The sequence below is a fragment of the Burkholderia sp. Leaf177 genome, from assembly GCF_001424345.1.
Taxonomy (GTDB): Bacteria; Pseudomonadota; Gammaproteobacteria; order Burkholderiales; family Burkholderiaceae; genus Caballeronia.
Genome location: NZ_LMPF01000021.1, coordinates 553,126 through 569,508, shown reverse-complemented (window position 1 = coordinate 569,508; position 16,383 = coordinate 553,126). Strand labels below are relative to the sequence as shown.

The window sequence follows — 16,383 nt, the reverse complement described above, 5'->3', positions numbered from 1 at the left end:
TGCAAAATCCACCAATCAATGACGTTCCTTGACCGATAATGTTGACTCAAATGTCAACGATACTCGCTAATGTCCATCGATATTTCGTCGGCGCGCGAGAGCGTATTGAGCGCTCGAAGCCTGCGGTATCTGCATGAGGTCGAAGCGCACGGCGGCGTGCGCGCGGCGGCCGACGCGCTCGGCATCAATCCATCCGTGATCAGCCGGCAAATCGGGCAACTGGAGCGGGAATACGGCGTCGTGTTGCTCGAGCGAAGCGGGCGGCGCGCGGTGCTTACCGAGATTGGTTTGAGCCTCGTCGAACACTTTCGCGAAAGCACGCGTCGCGACGCCGACATGCTCGCGCAACTCGAAGACTTCAAGAGCCTGCGACGCGGGAGATTGGGAATAGGCGTGGGCGAGGGGTTTATAGAGAACTTGCTGGCCACCGTGCTTGAGCGGTTCAGCTTGCAGTTTCCTGACATCGAGGTGGAATTTCGCAGCGGCGCAACGTCCGAAATCATTTCGATGGTGCGCAACGACGACGTCGATCTCGGCCTGTGCGCGGGTGGCGGCAGCGATCCCGCGATTCGCGCGCGGATCTTTCGCGCGGCGCCGTTTTGCGCGCTCGTCAGTCCGCGTCACGCGCTTGCAGGCGAGCGCCGGATACGCTTCGAACAACTGCGCGACCAGCGTTTGATCTTCATGCCTGAGCGGTTCGGCGTGCAGCAATATCTGGAAGCCATCATCCGCGCCGAACGGCTGACGGTAACGCCATCGTACAGATGCGATCTGTTTTCCGCGGCTCAGGCAATCGCGGCAGCGGGATTGGGCGTGGCGTTCATGTCCACCGACGCAGCGCGTCAATATCTCGATGCAGGACGCCTTGTCGCGCTCGAAATCGAGCATCCGATTGCGCGCGAATTCAGCAGCCAGGTCATACGCCGGGTGGGACGGCGTCTGTCGCCGGCGGCCGAATTTTTATGGCGGCAACTCGTGGAAGCAATGCAACGACGCTGGGCGGCATCGAGTCGAGGAACCGGCGCAGCTTAGGCAATGTCGTGCGAGTGGAATACTTCTTTTGCAGCAAACAGGCCGTTGAGCGCCGCCGGAAAGCCCGCATAAACTGCCATCTGCATAATGATCTCCTTTCGTGCATGGCTTCGCTTGGAGCACGCTCTAAGTCAAGCGCCTTGAAACGGCTTCAGGCGGACACGAGCGCCGGCTCGACCACCGGACGCGCGATAGCAAGGAAGGCATTCATGGCGCTGCTTGCATACACGTCGCGGCGGCGCACGAACACGGTATCCACGAACGCATCCTCGGGCGCGAGATCATGCAAGGTGACACGCCCTTCACGCGATGCTGCCATGACAACGCCCTTCGGCAAAAGCGTCAGACCTACGCCCGCTGCAACGCATCCGAGCATGGCATCGAGTGAACCGAATTCGAGCGGCGTGCCGACCTGCAGGCCGAGCCGCGTCAGCACGCTTTCAAGCCGCGTCCGATACGAACATCCTTGCCGGAACACGATGGTTTTCACCACGCCCATTTGCGCGAGATCGTTGGTGGATCGGATGCGACGCGCGGTAACCAGCACCATCTCTTCGCTGAAGATGGTTTCCGCATGCAGGTCTTCATGCGTGATTGGACCGGCAACAAACGCGCCGTCGAGCCGATACTGCAAGACATCATCCACGAGACTCGAGGTGGTGCCCGTTCGCATGACGAGTTCGACCTTTGGGAAGCCGAGCGTGAACTGCGTGAGGACGTCCGGCATACGCAACGCCGCGGTGGTTTCGAGCGTGCCCAGCACCAGCGGTCCGCTTGCAACGCCTTCGTCCCGGACTGCTGTCCGGGCATCGTCCAGCAAGCGCGCCATCTGTCTGGAGAAAGGCAATAACCTGCGTCCAGCAGCGGTCAACTCAACGCCGCGATGATGCCGATGAAACAGCGCCGCGCCGAGTTCTTCCTCGAGCACACGAATGCGCGCGGTCACGTTCGACTGAACGGTATGAAGTTCGAGCGCCGCGCGATTCATGCTGCCGTTTCGTGCGACCGACTCGAAAATGCGCAGATCGGCGGCGTCCATGATGACTCCAGGTATCGGAAGAAGTGATAGCAATTATCACATCAAAGCGCCGCTCGCCCGATCAAAGCTTGCTAAGCTTGACGGCACTGAATCATCAAGCATTGAAGCGGATAAAGGAACGAACATGGGCACCTGGCGCGATCGTCGAATCATCGATTTGTTTGGCATTGAAGCTCCTATCATTCTCGCTCCCATGGCGGGGCCGGGTACACCGGAACTTGCCATTGCGGTGGGCGAAGCGGGCGGTCTTGCGTCGTTGCCTTGCGCGCTGTTGAGCGTCGAGCAGGCGCGTGACGCACTCACATTGATCCGCACGAAAACCCGTGCGCCGCTCAACCTCAATTTCTTCTGCCACACGCCGCCAGCTGCCGACGCCGCGCGTCATCTCGCCTGGCGGGCACGGCTCGCTCCGTATTACATCGAACACGGTATCGATCCTGAAGTTACGCCGGCGGGCGCAGTTCGCCGTCCGTTCGATAACGATTTCTGCGCGCTTGTAGAAGCGTTCAAACCGGAGGTCGTGAGTTTTCATTTCGGACTCCCGGAGAAAACGCTGTTCGATCGCGTCCGGGCGACGGGCGCGAAGATCATTGCGTCGGCTACCACGGTGGCTGAAGCACGATGGCTCGAAGCGCATGGCTGCGACGCGATCATTGCAATGGGATTCGAAGCGGGCGGGCATCGCGGCACGTTCCTGAATCACGACATGGCAACGCAGGTCGGGACCTTCGCGCTCGTGCCGCAAGTTGCGGACGCGGTGTCGGTGCCGGTGATCGCGGCCGGCGGGATTGCAGATGCACGAGGGATTGTTGCTGCGTTGGCGCTGGGGGCGTCGGCGGTGCAGATCGGGACGGCTTATCTGTTCTGTCCTGAAGCGAAGGTACCGGAGTTGCATCGCGTCGCGCTGCGCGAATCGAGCGATGATTCCACCGCCTTGACCAATGTATTCACCGGACGGCCGGCTCGCGGCATCATGAACCGCGTGATGCGCGAAGTCGGGCCGTTGTCGGACGTGGCGCCGGCGTTTCCGCTTGCATCGGCTGCGCTCGCGCCGCTGAAGGCAAAGGCCGAGGAAGCAGGCAAGGGCGACTTTACGAGCCTCTGGTCGGGACAGGCGGCGCGCCTCGCGCGTGAGATGCCTGCGGGCGATCTGACGCGCGCGTTGATTGCAGAAACGCTGGAACGCTTGCGTTGAGCGTTATCCGCGCATCGTCCGTTCGAGCACCTTGTAGATGCGCGGATCCGTGCATTGCGCCACGTTGAAGCGAAGGAAACGGCTGGCGGATTGCGTCACGCTGAACGCATTGCCTGGCGCAAGAACCACGTTCTCCATCAACGCGCGCCGCGCGACGTCCGCTGCATCGATTCCTTCCGGCAATGCAGACCAGAGAAACATTCCGCCGCGCGGTTCTATCCATGGCTCTATGCCGAGCGTCTGTAGCCGCGCGCTGACGGGTCCCGTCGAACGGGACAAGCGTTCTCGCAGTGTTTCCATGTGCTTGCGATACGTGCCGTCCTTCAGCACGCTCAGCACGAGTTCGGACGAAAGGCGTCCGCTCCCGAACGACGTCGCGATCTTCAGGTCGATCAAACTTTCGATCCAGTCATGGCGTGCCGCGATAAACCCGCAACGCACAGCCGCCGAAAGGCTCTTTGAAAAGCTGCCGATATGCACGACCCGGTCGAGGCCGTCGAACGCGGCGAGGCGCGGCGACGGCTCGTGCTCGAAGTCGCCGAAGATATCGTCTTCGATGATCGTCAGCCCGGCCTGATCGGCGAGCTTCAGCAAACGATGCGCGACAACCGGCGAAAGCGTCGCGCCGGTCGGATTGTGCAGCGCAGAGTTCGTGATGTAGAGACGCGGCCGATGTTCGGCAAGCGCCTGCGCGAAGAGCGTCATGTCGGGTCCCGAAGGCGTGTACGGAACGCCGACGAGCTTCACGCGATGCGCCCGCAGAAGCGCGAGAAAGTTGAAATAACACGGGTCATCGACAAGAACGGTATCGCCCGGTTCCAGCAAGAAACGGCACATGAGATCGATGGCCTGCGTGCCGGATTCGGTGAGCATGATCTGGTCGGGCGCAGCTTCAATACCTCGATCCGCCATGCGCCGCGCCAGCAATTGCCGAAGCGCGGGGAGTCCTCGCGACGTGCTGTAATCGGCGAGCAGGGACACGTCCGCGCGCGCGGCGGCGCGCAACGCCCGGCGTATTCCCGCTTCCGGCATCCACGATCCGGGCAGCCAGCCGCAGCCGGCCTTGATGGTGTCATCGGCGGAATCGAGCGATTGCCGCGATACCCAGAACGGATCGACCGCCCGGTCCAGAAGCGGACCCAGCTCGGTCAGGGACAACGGCGGCAAGTGGCTCGTGACGTAAAACCCGGATCCGCGCCGCGACTGGATCACGCCTTCGGCCGCAAGCCGGTCGTACGCCTCGACCACGGTGGACTTGGAGACCTGCAACGTGTCGGCGAGGCCGCGGATGGACGGCACTTTGGCGCCTGCTGCGAGCGTGCGGTTGGAAATGCGTTGCTGAACCGCCTGCATCACCCGTTCGACGAGCGTGCCCGATTCCGCTTGGAGTGTGTCTTCCATGTGTACTGGTTTCCGGCCAAGACAGTTTTGCAGAACTGTAGTGCACTGTCTCTGGAAAAGCCATGCCTCGGCAATCGATACTGCAGGCTAGAAACCAAAGGTATAAAAATGAGCGAGACGGACAAGACGGCGAGCGGATGGATGAACGGCTTTCTCGGGATGCTGATTTTCAGCGGTTCGCTTCCCGCCACGCGGCTCGCGGTCGCGAGTTTCGACCCGGTTTTCCTGACCGTGGCACGTGCTTGCATCGCGGGCGCGCTCGGCCTTTTCCTGTTGCTGATCTTCCGCGAAAAACGGCCGGAACGCAGCGACCTGATACCGCTGGGCGTGGTTGCATTCGGCGTGGTCATCGGATTTCCGTTGCTGACCGCGCTCGCGCTCAAGCACATCACGGCGGCACATTCGGTGGTTTTTGTCGCCGTTTTGCCGCTGACAACCGCAATCTTCGGCGTGCTGCGCGGCGGCGAGCGTCCGCGCCCTGCGTTCTGGATTTTTTCGGGGTTGGGCGCGGCGCTCGTTGCAGGATTTGCGCTGATGCAGGGCGGCGGTGCCACGTCCATCGGCGATATTCTGATGATCGGCGCCGTGATCGTCTGCGGTCTCGGCTACGCGGAAGGTGCGAAGCTTTCGCGCAAGCTCGGCGGCTGGCAGGTGATTTCGTGGGCGCTGGTGATGTCGCTGCCCGTCATGATTCCGGCCGCGCTCGCCACCTTGCCGGCGTCCTGGGACGGCATCGGCGAACCGGCCTGGATGGGACTTGCTTACGTGTCCTTGTTCAGCATGCTGATCGGCTTTGTGTTCTGGTATCGCGGGCTCGCTTTGAGCGGCATTGCCGCCGTCGGCCAATTGCAATTGCTTCAGCCGTTTTTCGGGCTGGTGCTCGCGGCAACGCTGCTTCATGAACCGGTCGGCTGGTCGATGGTCGCCGTTGCCACGGCCGTGGTGCTTTGCGTGGTCGGCGCGAAGCGTTTTGCACGGCCGGTGACGTTGGCGGCCGCGCGGTAAGGAAGCGCCTCAAGAAATTTCGATCACGAGTTTTCCGCTGGCGGCGCCTTCGGTCATCGACTGATATGCGGCTTCGGCGCTTTTCAGGTCGAACGAGCCCGGATCCAGTTTCGGCACGAGCTTTCCGTCTTCTACGAGCGCGGTCGCGGCTCGGAGGATTTCGCCGTGATGCTCGCGGTGCTTGCCCGTTAAAAGCGGCGCAAGCGTGAACACGCCGGAATAGCTTGCTTCGCGGAACGACAACGGCGCGAGCGCATGCGTTCCCCAGCCGAGCGCGCTCACCACATGCCCGAATTGTTTGACCGCCGAAAACGACGCGTCGAGCGTGGCGCCGCCGACGGTGTCCGCGACCACATCGAAACCCTCGCCGTTCGTATGCGCGTTCACATACTGCTCGACGGAAAACTTCTGGTAGTCGATGCCAGTTGCCCCATACCGCGCCATCGACGCAACGTCTGCCTCGCTGACCGTGGCGAAAACCCGAGCGCCCAGCGCCTTGGCAAGCTGAACCGAAACGTGTCCCACGCCGCCCGCGCCGCCTTGCACCAATACGGTTTGCCCGGCCTGAACGCGCGCGCGATCGACGATTCCCTGATACGACGTGATGAAACTCAGCGGTAGCGCAGCCGCTTCTTTCATCGAAAGATTCGATGGTTTCAGCGCAATCAACCGTGCATCGACAGCGGCGAACTGGGCGAGCGAGCCCTGAATCCCCGCGACGCCGCCGGTCATTCCATAGACTTCATCGCCAGTCTTGAACTGCGTCACGCCTTCGCCGACAGCTTCGATCACCCCGGCCATATCGATACCCAGAACCAGCGGCAACGGATGCTTTGCATGCGCGGCGCTGCCGGCGCGGATCTTCGTATCGAGCGGATTCAGCCCGGCTGCCATGATGCGCACCAGCAATTCGCCCGTCTGCGGAACAGGCCGCGAAAGCGTGGTCAGTTCGAGCGGTCCGTTGTAGCGGTGCAAAACCAGAGCCTGCATGTCCATGATGTTTTCTCCGAGACGAATTGAATTTGCTTGATTCATCTTCGTCCATGCGAGAAATTACGACAATCGATGAAATTGCACGCCAGCTAAACATTTATGCATGAGGAAAAATGGACTGGAGCGACGTACGGATTTTTCTCGCGATTGCCCGCACCGGTTCGCTCAGCGCGGCTGCAAGGCAGGCGGGCCAGACGCAACCGACCATGGGGCGTCGCCTTCGCGCGCTCGAGGAAGCAACGGGGCAGGTCCTGTTCCAGCGCACCGCCGATGGTTTTATCCTCACCGACGAAGGCTCCGCGGTGCTTGCACATGCCGAGCGCATGGAGGAGGATGCGCTCGCGTTCGAGCGTTCGCTTGCGGGCAAGGAACGGCAACTGACGGGCGTGTTGCGGGTATCGTCGTCGGACTGGTTTGGCGTACATGTCCTGACGCCGGTGTTCGCCGAGTTCCTGAAGATGCACCCGGGAGTCAGTATTGAACTCGTCACGGACTCGCGCCGGTTGAGTCTCGCGCGGCGCGAAGCCGACCTGTTGTTTCGCATTACGCCTTTCGACGAGGCCGACGTCATTCAGCGAAAGTTTATCCATATGGATTACGCGCTCTACGGTCTGGTCGGCGGTCCTCCGCCCCGCGCCGGCGATGGTAAGGGCTACGGCCTTGTCACCATGGACAGCGCGTTTGGCACGCTGCCCGATGTCGCCTGGGTGCGGCGCATGTTGCCGAATGCCCACGTGGCGTTTGGCAGCAACAATCGCGATGCCCAGGCGCGGATGTGCGCACAGGGCGCGGGTCTCGCCGTTCTGCCGTGTCCTCTCGGCGATGCCACTCCGGGCATTGATCGGATCGACCTGGGTGAGGCGCCGCCGGGACGGGACGTGTGGTTTGGCTATCATCGCGACCTGCGCCGCCTTGCCAGATTGCGCGCATTGCTCGATTTGATTATCGAAAGGCTGGCGAATTCGTGAGTGCGATGGCGAACGCTGATTATCCAAATCAGTGAAATAAGTCCTTAGTCTCCGGGGATTAACGAAACCCTTTTAGCGCGGCGTTGATAAGGGATTAACCGAAAGCCGGTTCTTATGTTTTAATAGCAACACTGCGAAGCCATTCTGCGCGTCGTCGAATAAAAACGCGTACACTTGGCTCCGCTGCAACGAAGAGGCGCAAAGCCGTCACGCGGCTTCCCGACTTCTTCCTCTGCCGGTACTTCCCGACTCATGCATGAACGCAGGTTTGCTGCTAATCGGGGCTGGAACGTGCCGGTCCAAGCTGGCGAATCCTGTTTATCCGCGTCGTATTGAAACGTATTGAAAGACTGCAACGGACGAGTCCGGCAATCCTTGAAGCAGTTTCGGAACAGCACACTCCCGTGCTGCGCCAAAGAACACCAAGTGCTTTTGAACAACAATTTTTATAATGCAAAGTGAAATGCCCACCCTCAAAGAACTGCTTGCGCAGCGCGAAGCGCTGCAGGATCAATTGGAAGTAGCGCGGCAACGTCAGGCTGAAATCGTTCTCGCGGAAATAGTCGCAAAGATGGGCGAATACAAGATTTCGCTGTCCGAGTTGATGGGACACAACGTTCAGGTAAAGGCGCCAGTAGCGTCTACCGCGCCCAAATATCGCGACACCACGACTGGCGCTACCTGGTCAGGCCGCGGACGCGCGCCGCATTGGATCGCCGATAAAAATCGTGCGGATTTTTTGGTAGGCGCTTAAGCGCGTTGTCTATTGCGAGCGAAGAGTCGTTGCTTTTTTATAAGTGACTCTTGCAACGCAGGGCCACGAACGGTTCTTCAACGCTGTTGTTTTAATTATGCGCGAATGCTTCGAAACATTGCGCGGTGCTTATGTGAGCGCTAGGCGCTGACGCGTGGAATCTGCGTCAGCAAAACAAGTGTTTGATTGCGTCGAAGAAGCCGTACGACGCTTTGCATATGCGAGCCGTCTCACTCCGCTTATCGGCCGTTCTCGTTGCGCTTGCTCCATCCGAAAGCGTGGATGGTGTTCAACGGCGCCGAGCTGCAAATCGATGCACAAAGTTGTCCCGGCATCGGCAAATCAAACACATACCAAGGCTCGAGCGCGGGGATTTCATCGGCGCTTCCGGGGTTGTCGATCGCTGCGCGATAACCCGCCGCACTCAGCAAGCTGTTGTCACGTGCCCGCTGCTTGCCGAACGGCAACGCGCTGGCGGTATTGGATAACGAGTCGTCTGGGTTCGATCCGAACGATGGCAACGACGTCCCGAGTCCAACATGTGTTGCGCTTATTCCGAGCATGATCCACACGCCGGCGTAGCCGATATCCGCGCACAGAACTTCGTTGCGTCCCGCGGCTTGCGCAAGCAAACGGCCTTTGGCGTCGTCGCGCAAATCGACGGCATCCGGCTTGCAGCCGAGCAGGCGCGCCATGGCCAGCCTCAGCACGGCGCGGCTGGATATATAGCGGTATCGCAACGCAGGACTCGGCAGCAACGCCGCGCGGCGCGTCTCGTCCAGCGTGAGCCATGTGGCGGCGTCGTGCGCGCTGATGCGCTGCCATTGGCTTCGAAAACGGGACACGAAGACCTCGCCGGGCGGCGGCACGCAGGGCTCCATCGACAAAGTCTCGTTCATGCGCAATGGAACGAATTGCGGCGGCGGACCGTGATCGACGCGTCTCAAAAGCGGCTCGGAATCACGAGTCCGGTCCATGCGCGATATTTCGGCTAAAGCAGAGCTTGCCATGGTCAGTCCGTTTGGACGCTCGCCTCGAACCATTCGGTGACGAAGGCGTTGCTGGCGGGGCGAACGACCACGCGCGTGCCTTCGGACGGCGTGCCGACGAACAGGAATCCGAGCAGACGGTCGGAGTCCGAGAGGCCGAGCGCGCGGTGCATTCCGGGCTCGTAACTATCCGCGCCGGTTGCCCAGAAGCCGCCGAAACCCATCGCATGGACGGCGTTCAGCATGTTCATGGCGGCAGCTCCGACAGCGAGCAACTGTTCCACTTCGGGCACCTTGGTTCGTGTAGTAACCGATGCCACCAGCGCAATCACCACCGGCGCCGCCAGCGCGCGGCCGCGGCGGTGTTCGTGCGCCGAACGTGGTTCGCGAGGCGAGCGGGAGGAGGCGAGATCAACGAGAATTTCGCCCAGGTTATGGCGCGCATTTCCGCGAATCAAAACGAAACGCCACGGGCGCAAGCCGCCGTGATCGGGCGCGCGCAAAGCTGCATCGAAAATCTGGTGAAGCTGTGCGTCGTCAGGCGCGGGCTCCGCGAGCGGCCAGTGAGACTGGCGCGTCATCAATACCTGCAATGCGTCTGCGCCAGCACGAGTCATGGTTTCCATAGGAATTTCCAGGCCTTCCAAAGGCATCCATGATGGACAAATTTCGCTCTAATTGCAAATGATTCTCAATACCGTGATTTTGTCACGATAACGATTTATACTTCCGGCTTCGTTTTGACGCCTCTTTCTGCACCTTCATACCGATGCCCGTTCGTCTCGCCAACCTTGGCCGCTGGCCCTCCGATATCGAGTTATGGCGTGTGGATGTGGACGTTCATAAACAGACGCGCGACTTCGAACGTTTTCTCAGCCCGGACGAATGTGATCGGATGACGCGTTACAAGCGAACTGCCGATCAAGTGCGGTTTGCGGCGGCACGATCGAGTCTCCGCGAGATTCTCGGTGAACGCGTAGCGCGCGATCCGGCGGAACTCGAATTCAAAATTGGCGCTCATGGACGGCCATGGCTGGCGGGTTATCCGCACGTGTCCTTCAACGTGTCGCATTCGGGCGAGCGCGTTTTGATCGCTGTTTCAGTGTTGCGGACAGTCGGCGTGGATATCGAAGAAATCAATTTTGCGCTCGACTGGCGCGCGCTTTCAGACACGGTATGCGTGAAAGACGAAGCCTCGCAAATGGTCAGCCTGCATGATTTTTATCGATGCTGGACCGCCAAGGAAGCGTTGCTGAAAGCAACTGGCGCGGGCATTGGTGTTGGCGACGGCCTGAAGTCTATCGATCTTGCAAACGGCCGGATTCCATCGGGATTCGACTTCGTCCGGCTCGATGATTTCGATGGCTATGCTGCAGCCTTGGCATTCGGCGTCGATGCCAGTGCATGCACGCTGTGATATGTTGAAACGCTCAATACCAATCACCGCGCATCTTCATGTCACTCACAATCCAGCACACGACCGGTTCCAAAGCCGAGCAATATCAGGAACTCCTTGCACAAGCCCGCTCGCTTCTAAGCGATGAAACCGATCGCATCGCCAATGCGGCGAATTTTTCCGCGCTGGTTTATCACACGCTGCCCGACTTGAACTGGAGCGGCTTTTATTTCTTCGATGGCAAAGAACTCGTCGTCGGTCCGTTCCAGGGAAAACCGGCTTGCGTTCGCATCGCGCTCGGCAAGGGTGTATGTGGAACCGCCGCGCAAACGCGCGAGACGCAGGTCGTTCGCGATGTTCACGCGTTTCCCGGACATATTGCGTGTGACTCGGCGTCTCAATCTGAGGTCGTGGTGCCGTTGATCGCGCAGGACGGGTCGCTAGTTGGCGTCTGGGACGTGGACAGTCCCGTTGTGAATCGCTTCGATGCCGACGATGCCCGCGGCATGGAAGCGCTCTGCAAGGTGTTCATGGAACTGGCCTGGGCCTGAATGTCTGCTCGAGCGCTGGTTACGTCTCGAGCTCATCGAAACGCTTCCACCGATACACGGCCGCCGAGATCAGCCAGCTTGCCGCGAACACCCCGACGATCACATAACCGATCATGCCGAAGTTATCGTTGAGACCGCCGATCGCATTCCAGAACCATCCGCCCAGTTGCAGCTTGTCGGCAAGCAGCCCCAATCCTTCTATGCTTCCGACCAGCAGCGCAACGACCACGGAAATGGTGGTGATGGTGATGTTGTAGTAGAGCTTGCGGATCGGCTTGACGAAGGCCCAGCCGTACGCGCCGAGCATCAGGATGCTGTCGGTTGTATCGATCAGCGTCATGCCTGCAGTGAACAGCACCGGGAACACAATGATCGACCAGATCGGCAAGCCTTGCGACGCGCCTGCTGCCGAAATGCCGAGCAGGCCGACTTCGGTGGCGGTGTCGAACCCGAGACCGAAAAGGAAGCCAAGCAGGTACATGTGGCGGCTTTTCGTGATCAGGCGAAAAAGCGGCCTGAAGATACGCGCGAAAAAACCGCGGTTCGCGAGCAGCAAGTCGAAGTCTTCATCCACATACGGTTCGCCGCGACGCACGCGCCGGAAAGCGCCGATCACCGCGCGCAAGATCACCAAATTCATGATCGCGATGGCGAACAGGAAGAACGTGGAAACCAGCGTGCCGATCAGCCCGCCGATCTCCTTGAATTCGGCCATGCGTGTTTGCAGCGCCATGGCCGTTGCGGCGATTGCGATGGACGCCAGCACGACAACCGTGGAGTGTCCCAGCGAGAACATCAAGCCTACGGTGACAGGGCGCTTGCCGTCCTGCATGAGCTTGCGCGTGACGTTGTCGATAGCGGCAATATGGTCCGCGTCGACCGCGTGACGCAAGCCGAACGAATAGGCAAGCAAGCTGGTTCCGAGCAGCAGCGGATAGTTATGGAATGCGACGAAAGCCCAGATCCAGGCGCCGACGTTGAAGGCAATCAGTAAGGCATAAAGGCTGATGATCTTTTGGCGCGTGTGGCCTTGTTCGTCGCCGAAGACTGCCTTTATCAGTGCTCGCATTGATTTTCCGTCTTTAGATTTTTGGGCGCCGGACCGAGCAAGAGACCTGACTGATCACGATAGCGCTCGAATGATAGCGTGCCAAAATTCCAAAGCCGCCAATAGCGGTAGCCTCTATGGGGACTTTATGCCCAGCCGGCGCCATCGGGGAAATGGAAGCGTTCGAGCGAATCCGCCTGCATCTCGATGCTGTAGCCGGCCGTTTCTGGCGGCATGTATCGGCCATTGCGGATCACGACGGGGCTGACAAAATGCTCATGCAAATGATCGACATATTCGAGCACGCGATTATCGAGCGATGCCGACACGCAGACATAATCGAACATGGAAATATGCTGGACGTATTCGCACAAACCAACGCCGCCCGCATGCGGACATACCGGCACGCCGAACTTCGCGGCCATCAGCAATACGATGATCACTTCGTTCAGGCCGCCTAGCCGGCAACTGTCGATCTGGCAAAAATCGATGGCCTGCGCCTGCAGCAATTGCTTGAACATCACGCGGTTCTGGCAATGCTCGCCGGTTGCAACGCCTATGGGCGCTATCCGGCGGCGGATCGATGCGTGGCCGAGAATATCGTCGGGACTCGTGGGTTCTTCGATCCACCATGGATCGAACTGGGCCAGGCGGCGCATGTTGGCGACGGCTTCATCCACGTCCCAAACCTGGTTGGCGTCCATCATCAGTTTTCGATCTGCGCCGATTTCGTCTCGAAGAATGCGCGCGCGGCGAATGTCTTCTTCTATGTTGCCACCGACCTTCTGCTTGAAATGCGTCCATCCCTGGGCCACGCCTTCGCGCGCGAGGCGGCGGATTTTATCGTCGTCGTAGCCAAGCCATCCTGCCGATGTAGTGTAAGCCGGATAACCTTCAGCACGCATTTCCTGTTCGCGTTCGGCGCGTGTTGCCGAGTGGCGGCGCAATATTGCCAGGGCTTCCTCGGGCGTCAGCGCGTCCGTCACGTAGCGAAAATCGAGGCAGCGCACGAGCTCTTCCGGGCTCATGTCGACCAGCATTTTCCACACCGGCTTCTGTACGGATTTCGCCCACAGGTCCCATACCGCGTTGACGACCGCGGCCGTCGCAAGATGAATCGCGCCTTTGTCCGGGCCGATCCAGCGCAACTGACTGTCCGATGTAAAGGCGCGCCAGAAGGCGCCCATGTTCGCGGTGATATCTTCGAGGTTCTTGCCAACGATCAGCGGCGCAAGCGCATTCACCGCGGCCACGCAGATCTCGTTGCCGCGTCCTATGGTGAACGTGAGGCCGTGGCCTGCGAGCTTGCCGAGTGAATCGGTTTCGAGGATGACGTAAGTGGCGGAATAGTCCGGCGCGGCATTCATTGCGTCGGAGCCGTCAAGCGATCGCGAGGTTGGAAAGCGGATGTCCCTGACGGACAGATTCGTGATCGTGGTCATCTGAACACCTCCGTGCAATGGCAGATTCAACTCGGTACAAACCCGGCTAAGCGCACAGCGATCCGCCGCTCTCCAAGTCTGATTGCGGCATGCTAGCACGGGGTACAGAAGCGTTATCAAAGGCCATTACGCACTACGGGGCATGTGCGGTGCATCGAACGTTCAGGTCTTTCTTGCGAGGGTGATTGCATGCTCGGGGCAAGCGGTCACGCATAAACCGCATGCGCGGCACGCGTCCTCGTTAGGCGTGTACGCGACCTTCATTCCATGCACACGCAGTTTGAGTTTGTTCAGCGGACTCATGGACGCGTAGTCCGTCGTATCGATTCGACGAATCACGAATACGTCTTCCGGACACACCACGGCGCAATCAGCCTTGCCTTCACAGCGTTTCAGATTCACGACCGGCACGATGACACCGGGCGCCTGCTTGCAATTCGCCGAAGACGCAAGTGCGGTGCTCATACCGTGTCCGCCTCGCGCGGCTTGCGAGCGCCGCACCGCCGGTTTTTGAATTGCTCGCGCTCCTCGGGTGTCATCTGTTCCCAACGCCGCCACTGCCGGCGACCGCGCCAGCCTCCGCCATGCCCCCTGAAGCCGCCGAACAGGATCCGGCTCAACACCATCAAGCCCAGCGCATGCGGAAAATCAATCGCCCGGGCGCCGATGAACAATGCCGGGATGACCCAGTTCCACAAGGTCATGACAAGCCACGCTAAAGCGGCGACCGCGACTAACGCAAGCACCACCTTGGCCAAGATTTTCAGTCTGAAACTCATTTACTTTCTCCTCAAATATCCAGATCGTCATAAACCGGCTGCAAGCGTGTACGCAGATGCAAAATTGCATAACGCTTGCGCGCAAGTAGCGTGTTGATGCTCACGCCTGTTTCCAGCGCCAGTTCTTTAAAGCTGCGCCCATCCAGCTCGTGAGCCACAAAAACGTCGCGCTGATTACCGGGAAGTTCATCGATAGCTTCTTGCAACGTCGTCAGCAACACCGTGCGCGCATAGTCCGCCTCGGGACCGCCGTTCTGCGCAGGAAGCGCGAGATCGAGCCGATAGTCCTCGTCGGCTTCATCGTCGATTTCGCTGAGCGGCTGCTCTCTCTTCTTGCGAAACCGGTCGATGATTCGATTACGCGCGACCCGGAACAGCCATGCGCTGACTTGTTCGATAGGCTCGGGAAGGCGATACGCCTGGACGAACTCGTGCAGCACATCCTGCAGGATGTCTTCGGCGTCACTGGGATCGCGCACGCGACGCCGGATGAAATTTCCGAGCTTCGAGCGCTCACGCAAGACGGTTGCGGTGATCTCGTTATCGCTTTCGATGATGATCGGGCCTTGCGGCTTCGTCGGTTGCATACATCTGATGACGATCTACAAACGGGAATATTGTGGCCGAAATGAAAAAAGCGGCGGCGTGGGCGCTTGAGCGGGAAAGATAAGCGGCGCTTATTGCGAATACGCTGAGTCAATCAATACTGTCGCAATCACGAACGAACGGTTGTCTACAGACATTTCAACGCGGCCAAGGTCGTCTTGACTGCTTCGTTCCACGGCGTGTGCGGTTCTTCGCCGAGCACGCTCAGCAACGACGCATTGTTCATGTGAACAGGCTCTTTCCACAAATAACGCATTTCCAGAAGCTCGCGGAACGTCTCTGAAAATGGTGCGATAGCGGGTAATGCCCACCACGGAAACGCGCGCACCTTGATATTCGGTCGGCCTGTCGCGTGTCTGATTGCACCGATCATTCGGGTGCCATCGGCGTCCCAATGTCCGAGCATCTGATACGAAGCAAAGTCGGCAAGCGCTTGTTCCCGTTCAACCAGCCGCACCATGGTTCGCGCGACGTCGGGGACATACGCCCATTGATGCCCGATGCCGCGCTTGCCCGGATAAAACATGCTTTGCACCGGCTTGCCTGGCTTTACCAAAGCGCTCGACAACCAGCTGTTTCCCGTGCTTCCAGGCCCGAAGAAATCGCCGGCGCGCACGACCAGACTACGCACGCCATTCTTGCTTGCGTCCTTCAAGTGACGCTCCAGCTCAACGCGAATCGCCCCTTTGCGGGTGACCGGATGTTGTGGCGACGTTTCGCTCAGCAACGGAAGCGTGTCGGGGCCATAGTTATAAACGGTGCCCGGCAAAAGAATTCGCGCGCCCGACGCCCGCGCTGCTGCAATGGTGTTATCGATCATGGGAAGTACCAGCGCCGCCCAATTGCGATACCCGGGCGGATTGACCGCATGAACGATGAGCTGCACGCCGCTCGCCGCCGCGACGACGTCATCGCGGTTCATTGCATCGCCTTGCCGCCATTCAAAACGTTCGTCACGTGTAGTCAGGTTCGCGGGCTGACGGTGCAGCGCGCGCACTCGCCAGCCTTCTTTCGCGAGCTGCCGCGCCACTTCTCCGCCAATACCGCCTGTTGCGCCCAACACCAATGCAATCCGGGCTTCACTCATGTTCGACTCCTGTTGTGTTCATCGATTGACGATCATTCTTGCGCGAATCATGGTTAAATGAAATTGTCGAAATCCGTAGACCTGATATACATTTTTGT

18 protein-coding genes and 1 pseudogene are annotated in these 16,383 nt (G+C 59.7%); 7 read left to right on the top strand and 12 right to left on the bottom strand.

Going from position 1 to position 16,383, the window contains the following annotated elements; translation table 11 throughout:
- Positions 1–69: 69 nt before the first annotated feature.
- The gene (locus tag ASG35_RS17995) at positions 70–1,032 is read left to right on the top strand and encodes a LysR family transcriptional regulator (RefSeq protein WP_056360220.1); all 963 of its coding nucleotides are present in this window, start codon (positions 70–72) and stop codon (positions 1,030–1,032) included.
- Here ASG35_RS17995 and ASG35_RS30835 read toward each other — a convergent pair.
- Together ASG35_RS30835 and ASG35_RS17990 are read right to left on the bottom strand one after the other, a co-directional pair.
- Positions 1,029–1,127: pseudogene (locus tag ASG35_RS30835) on the bottom strand (carboxymuconolactone decarboxylase family protein); the annotation flags it as partial. The gene ASG35_RS17995 and the pseudogene ASG35_RS30835 sit on opposite strands and share 4 nt — an antisense overlap.
- A 56-nt stretch (positions 1,128–1,183) precedes the next feature.
- The gene (locus ASG35_RS17990) at positions 1,184–2,071 is read right to left on the bottom strand and encodes a LysR family transcriptional regulator (RefSeq protein WP_056360217.1); all 888 of its coding nucleotides are present in this window, start codon (positions 2,069–2,071) and stop codon (positions 1,184–1,186) included.
- Between the two features lie 124 nt (positions 2,072–2,195).
- On the opposite strand from ASG35_RS17990, the gene ASG35_RS17985 reads away from it, so the two are divergent.
- Complete coding sequence (locus ASG35_RS17985) at positions 2,196–3,266, top strand: NAD(P)H-dependent flavin oxidoreductase (protein WP_056360214.1); 1,071 nt, start codon at positions 2,196–2,198, stop codon at positions 3,264–3,266.
- Positions 3,267–3,269: 3 nt separating this feature from the next.
- Here the strand turns inward: ASG35_RS17985 and ASG35_RS17980 are convergent, their stop codons facing one another.
- Positions 3,270–4,667, bottom strand: a complete 1,398-nt coding sequence (locus tag ASG35_RS17980) for an aminotransferase-like domain-containing protein (RefSeq protein ID WP_056360210.1) — start codon at positions 4,665–4,667, stop codon at positions 3,270–3,272.
- A 108-nt stretch (positions 4,668–4,775) separates the two neighbouring features.
- Between ASG35_RS17980 and ASG35_RS17975 the strand changes: the two genes are divergently transcribed.
- Positions 4,776–5,672 carry a DMT family transporter gene (locus ASG35_RS17975; protein ID WP_056360208.1) on the top strand — a complete coding sequence of 299 codons (897 nt, stop codon included), beginning with the start codon at positions 4,776–4,778 and terminating at the stop codon, positions 5,670–5,672.
- Between the two features lie 9 nt (positions 5,673–5,681).
- Here ASG35_RS17975 and ASG35_RS17970 read toward each other — a convergent pair whose 3' ends face one another.
- Positions 5,682–6,668, bottom strand: a complete 987-nt coding sequence (locus ASG35_RS17970; RefSeq protein ID WP_056360896.1) for a zinc-dependent alcohol dehydrogenase family protein — start codon at positions 6,666–6,668, stop codon at positions 5,682–5,684.
- Positions 6,669–6,778: 110 nt separating this feature from the next.
- Here ASG35_RS17970 and ASG35_RS17965 point away from each other — a divergent pair, with 110 nt between their 5' ends.
- Both ASG35_RS17965 and ASG35_RS17960 read left to right on the top strand, forming a co-directional pair.
- Positions 6,779–7,633, top strand: coding sequence for a LysR family transcriptional regulator (locus tag ASG35_RS17965; RefSeq protein WP_056360205.1), 855 nt, complete (start codon positions 6,779–6,781; stop codon positions 7,631–7,633).
- A 463-nt stretch (positions 7,634–8,096) separates the two neighbouring features.
- Positions 8,097–8,387, top strand: a complete 291-nt coding sequence (locus tag ASG35_RS17960; protein WP_056360894.1) for an H-NS histone family protein — start codon at positions 8,097–8,099, stop codon at positions 8,385–8,387.
- A 239-nt stretch (positions 8,388–8,626) separates the two neighbouring features.
- Here the strand turns inward: ASG35_RS17960 and ASG35_RS17955 are convergent, their stop codons facing one another.
- Positions 8,627–9,397 (bottom strand): hypothetical protein, encoded by a 771-nt coding sequence (locus ASG35_RS17955; RefSeq protein WP_056360202.1) that lies wholly within the window; start codon positions 9,395–9,397, stop codon positions 8,627–8,629.
- 2 nt (positions 9,398–9,399) lie between these two features.
- The gene (locus ASG35_RS17950; RefSeq protein ID WP_056360891.1) at positions 9,400–10,002 is read right to left on the bottom strand and encodes a nitroreductase family protein; all 603 of its coding nucleotides are present in this window, start codon (positions 10,000–10,002) and stop codon (positions 9,400–9,402) included.
- Positions 10,003–10,145: 143 nt separating this feature from the next.
- Here ASG35_RS17950 and ASG35_RS17945 point away from each other — a divergent pair, with 143 nt between their 5' ends.
- Positions 10,146–10,793 carry a 4'-phosphopantetheinyl transferase family protein gene (locus ASG35_RS17945; RefSeq protein WP_056360198.1) on the top strand — a complete coding sequence of 216 codons (648 nt, stop codon included), beginning with the start codon at positions 10,146–10,148 and terminating at the stop codon, positions 10,791–10,793.
- 38 nt (positions 10,794–10,831) lie between these two features.
- Entirely contained in the window at positions 10,832–11,323 is a 492-nt protein-coding gene (locus ASG35_RS17940; protein WP_056360195.1) for a GAF domain-containing protein, read from the top strand.
- 19 nt (positions 11,324–11,342) lie between these two features.
- On the opposite strand, the gene ASG35_RS17935 is transcribed toward ASG35_RS17940, so the two are convergent.
- From ASG35_RS17935 to ASG35_RS17910, 6 genes are all read right to left on the bottom strand, one after another.
- The gene (locus ASG35_RS17935) at positions 11,343–12,392 is read right to left on the bottom strand and encodes a HoxN/HupN/NixA family nickel/cobalt transporter (RefSeq protein ID WP_056360192.1); all 1,050 of its coding nucleotides are present in this window, start codon (positions 12,390–12,392) and stop codon (positions 11,343–11,345) included.
- A gap of 125 nt (positions 12,393–12,517) precedes the next feature.
- Positions 12,518–13,813, bottom strand: coding sequence for an L-fuconate dehydratase (locus ASG35_RS17930; protein ID WP_056360189.1), 1,296 nt, complete (start codon positions 13,811–13,813; stop codon positions 12,518–12,520).
- Positions 13,814–13,975: 162 nt separating this feature from the next.
- Positions 13,976–14,278, bottom strand: a complete 303-nt coding sequence (locus ASG35_RS17925) for a 4Fe-4S binding protein (RefSeq protein WP_056360186.1) — start codon at positions 14,276–14,278, stop codon at positions 13,976–13,978.
- Positions 14,275–14,592 (bottom strand): hypothetical protein, encoded by a 318-nt coding sequence (locus ASG35_RS17920; protein WP_056360182.1) that lies wholly within the window; start codon positions 14,590–14,592, stop codon positions 14,275–14,277. The genes ASG35_RS17925 and ASG35_RS17920 overlap by 4 nt, the downstream gene beginning before the upstream one ends.
- Positions 14,593–14,603: 11 nt before the next feature.
- Positions 14,604–15,179, bottom strand: a complete 576-nt coding sequence (locus ASG35_RS17915; protein WP_056360179.1) for an RNA polymerase sigma factor — start codon at positions 15,177–15,179, stop codon at positions 14,604–14,606.
- Positions 15,180–15,325: 146 nt separating this feature from the next.
- Positions 15,326–16,285, bottom strand: coding sequence for an SDR family NAD(P)-dependent oxidoreductase (locus tag ASG35_RS17910; protein WP_056360177.1), 960 nt, complete (start codon positions 16,283–16,285; stop codon positions 15,326–15,328).
- Positions 16,286–16,383 lie beyond the last annotated feature (98 nt).

What these genes read in the sequence shown, in the direction of transcription:
- ASG35_RS17995 (WP_056360220.1), top strand. Translation starts at nt 70, where the DNA reads ATGTCCATCGATATTTCGTCGGCGCGCGAGAGCGTATTGAGCGCTCGA.
- ASG35_RS17990 (WP_056360217.1), bottom strand. Translation starts at nt 2,071, where the DNA reads ATGGACGCCGCCGATCTGCGCATTTTCGAGTCGGTCGCACGAAACGGC.
- ASG35_RS17985 (WP_056360214.1), top strand. Translation starts at nt 2,196, where the DNA reads ATGGGCACCTGGCGCGATCGTCGAATCATCGATTTGTTTGGCATTGAA.
- ASG35_RS17980 (WP_056360210.1), bottom strand. Translation starts at nt 4,667, where the DNA reads ATGGAAGACACACTCCAAGCGGAATCGGGCACGCTCGTCGAACGGGTG.
- ASG35_RS17975 (WP_056360208.1), top strand. Translation starts at nt 4,776, where the DNA reads ATGAGCGAGACGGACAAGACGGCGAGCGGATGGATGAACGGCTTTCTC.
- ASG35_RS17970 (WP_056360896.1), bottom strand. Translation starts at nt 6,668, where the DNA reads ATGGACATGCAGGCTCTGGTTTTGCACCGCTACAACGGACCGCTCGAA.
- ASG35_RS17965 (WP_056360205.1), top strand. Translation starts at nt 6,779, where the DNA reads ATGGACTGGAGCGACGTACGGATTTTTCTCGCGATTGCCCGCACCGGT.
- ASG35_RS17960 (WP_056360894.1), top strand. Translation starts at nt 8,097, where the DNA reads ATGCCCACCCTCAAAGAACTGCTTGCGCAGCGCGAAGCGCTGCAGGAT.
- ASG35_RS17955 (WP_056360202.1), bottom strand. Translation starts at nt 9,397, where the DNA reads ATGGCAAGCTCTGCTTTAGCCGAAATATCGCGCATGGACCGGACTCGT.
- ASG35_RS17950 (WP_056360891.1), bottom strand. Translation starts at nt 10,002, where the DNA reads ATGGAAACCATGACTCGTGCTGGCGCAGACGCATTGCAGGTATTGATG.
- ASG35_RS17945 (WP_056360198.1), top strand. Translation starts at nt 10,146, where the DNA reads ATGCCCGTTCGTCTCGCCAACCTTGGCCGCTGGCCCTCCGATATCGAG.
- ASG35_RS17940 (WP_056360195.1), top strand. Translation starts at nt 10,832, where the DNA reads ATGTCACTCACAATCCAGCACACGACCGGTTCCAAAGCCGAGCAATAT.
- ASG35_RS17935 (WP_056360192.1), bottom strand. Translation starts at nt 12,392, where the DNA reads ATGCGAGCACTGATAAAGGCAGTCTTCGGCGACGAACAAGGCCACACG.
- ASG35_RS17930 (WP_056360189.1), bottom strand. Translation starts at nt 13,813, where the DNA reads ATGACCACGATCACGAATCTGTCCGTCAGGGACATCCGCTTTCCAACC.
- ASG35_RS17925 (WP_056360186.1), bottom strand. Translation starts at nt 14,278, where the DNA reads ATGAGCACCGCACTTGCGTCTTCGGCGAATTGCAAGCAGGCGCCCGGT.
- ASG35_RS17920 (WP_056360182.1), bottom strand. Translation starts at nt 14,592, where the DNA reads ATGAGTTTCAGACTGAAAATCTTGGCCAAGGTGGTGCTTGCGTTAGTC.
- ASG35_RS17915 (WP_056360179.1), bottom strand. Translation starts at nt 15,179, where the DNA reads ATGCAACCGACGAAGCCGCAAGGCCCGATCATCATCGAAAGCGATAAC.
- ASG35_RS17910 (WP_056360177.1), bottom strand. Translation starts at nt 16,285, where the DNA reads ATGAGTGAAGCCCGGATTGCATTGGTGTTGGGCGCAACAGGCGGTATT.